Source organism: Methylobacterium indicum (genome assembly GCF_001043895.1).
Classification (GTDB): Bacteria; Pseudomonadota; Alphaproteobacteria; order Rhizobiales; family Beijerinckiaceae; genus Methylobacterium; species Methylobacterium indicum.
Genome location: NZ_JTHF01000453.1, coordinates 1 through 2,272, shown reverse-complemented (window position 1 = coordinate 2,272; position 2,272 = coordinate 1). Strand labels below are relative to the sequence as shown.

Genomic DNA, 2,272 nt, shown 5'->3' with positions numbered 1-2,272 from the left:
AAGGCGATGACGAGCCTGCTCCTCGCGCGCCACCGCATCCCGACGCCCGAAACCTTCGTGCTCTCGCGCCGGGACGCCGCCGCCGCGGTGGTGGCCCGGGAGGCGGGTCCCGGCCGCCCGCTGGTGCTCAAGCCCCTGTTCGGCTCGCAGGGGGAGGGGCTCCAGCTCATCGCCCGGCCCGAGGAGCTGCCGCCCGAGGAGCTGGTCGGCCGGGTCTACTACCTCCAGCGCTACGTCGCCCGCCGCGACGGCGCCTGGCAGGATTACCGGGTCTTCGTCTGCGCCGGCCGGGCCGTCGCCGGGATGATCCGCGAGGGCGACGGCTGGATCACCAACGTCCACCGGGGCGGCCGGCCGCTGCCCTGGCGCCCGCCGGCCCGGGCGGCGGAACTCGCCGAGGCCGCCGCCGCCGCGGTCGGCTGCGGCTATACGGGGATCGACCTCGTCGAGGACGGGGAGGGCGGCTTCCAGGTGCTCGAGGTCAACAGCATGCCGGCGTGGTCCGGGCTGCAGCAGGTGACGCAGGTCGACATCGCCCGGGAGGTCGCCGCCGGCTTCCTGGCGGCGGTGCGGGCGGGACACGCGCCGCGGCTGGTAGCCCTGTGACGGCTGGCCCTGTGCCGTCGCCGGGGCTCGGCGCGGACACCATCGCGGCGGCCTATCTCGCCGCGTGCCGGGCGGAACTTGCGGCGATCAAGCCCGGCAACGTCCATATCCACGCCGCCGGGCACCGGATGAGCGTGGCGGATTTCGAGGCGAGCGCGGCGCTCTCGGCGCGCCCTCTCGCATCCGCCGGGGCCGGGGTCGGCGCCCGGGCCGAGGGCGCGGTCGCCGCCACGCGGGCGGGGGTCGGCCAGAACACGAATCTCGGCATCGTGCTGCTCTGCGCGCCGCTCGCCCGCGCGGCCGAGCGGCCGGGGCCCCTGCGCCCGGCCCTCGATGCCGTGCTGGCCGACCTCGACGACGCGGACGCCGCCGGGATCTACGCGGCGATCCGGCTCGCGAGCCCGGGCGGGCTGGGCCGGGCCGAGCGCCACGACGTGACGGCGGACGGCCCGCCGCCGCCGGTGCTCGCCGCGATGGGCGAGGCGGCCGCGCGCGACCGCATCGCGCGGGCCTACGTCACCGGCTTCGAGGACCTGTTCGGCACCGGGCTCTCCGCCCTCGCGCAGGCGCGGGCCCGCGGCCTCGCCGAGCCCTGGACCACCACGGCGGTCCATCTCGCCTTCCTGACCGGCTTTCCCGACAGTCACCTCGCCCGCAAGTTCGGCGCGGCAGCGGCCGAGACGGTGCGGGCGGAGGCGCAGGCCGCCCTCGGTGCCCTTACCCTGGGCGAGGAGGCGCGCGCCGCGCTCCTTTCCCACGATTCCGCCTTGAAGGCCGCCGGTCTCAACCCGGGCACCAGTGCCGACCTCACGGTCGCGACGCTGTTCCTCGACGCCCTCGCGCGAGCGAAGGCCGGCGAGGGGTCCGAACCGGCGCAACCTGCCAATAAGTCTTAACCCCGTAAGAGCTTTCCTTCCGTCGCCGGGCCGGAAATGGCCCAATGTACCGGGCCGGCCGGCTTGTTCGGAGTTCAGCGGCGCTGTAGGGTCCGCCCGCCATCCAGACAACCGGTTCGGCTCACGCTGAACGCCGACAGCAAGGATGGCGGTGCTGCGCCGCACTGATGTGGCGGCCGGCTAACCTTTCGACACCTGGGAGAAGCCCCACATGGCGACGATCAACAAGGTGATGGTCGGCGAGGCCCTCGTCGGCGACGGCAACGAGGTCGCCCATATCGATCTCATCATTGGCCCGCGCGGCAGCGCCGCCGAGACGGCGTTCTGCAACAGCCTGACCAACAACAAGCACGGCTTCACCAGCCTGCTCGCCGTGGTCGCGCCGAACCTGCCGTGCAAGCCGAACACCCTGCTGTTCAACAAGGTCACGATCAACGACGCCCGCCAGGCGGTCCAGATGTTCGGACCCGCCCAGCACGCCGTCGCCAAGGCGGTGCAGGATTGCGTCGCCGAGGGCATCATCCCGGCCGCCGAGGCCGACGACCTGTACATCCTGGTCGGCGTGTTCATCCACTGGGAAGCCGCGGACGACGCCAAGATCGAGAAGTACAACTACGAGGCGACGAAGCTGTCGATCGAGCGCGCCATCAAGGGCACGCCGACCGCCGCCGAGGTCACCCAGCAGTACAAGAGCGCCCAGCACCCCTTCGCGGCGAACGTCGCCTAGACAGGAAACCGTCCGGAGCAGTCAGCGGCGCCTCCACCGCCGC

General features: G+C 73.2%; 3 protein-coding genes. All 3 read left to right on the top strand.

The window, feature by feature from the left end; translation table 11 throughout:
• Positions 1-606: ATP-grasp domain-containing protein (locus QR78_RS31440; RefSeq protein ID WP_048431572.1), on the top strand; the 606-nt coding region annotated here is incomplete at its 5' end.
• A complete protein-coding gene (locus tag QR78_RS31435; RefSeq protein WP_048431571.1) occupies positions 603-1,502 on the top strand; it encodes a triphosphoribosyl-dephospho-CoA synthase in 900 nt (299 codons plus the stop codon). The genes QR78_RS31440 and QR78_RS31435, both read left to right, overlap by 4 nt.
• A 211-nt stretch (positions 1,503-1,713) precedes the next feature.
• The gene (fae, locus tag QR78_RS31430; protein WP_048431570.1) at positions 1,714-2,229 is read left to right on the top strand and encodes a formaldehyde-activating enzyme; all 516 of its coding nucleotides are present in this window, start codon (positions 1,714-1,716) and stop codon (positions 2,227-2,229) included.
• Positions 2,230-2,272 lie beyond the last annotated feature (43 nt).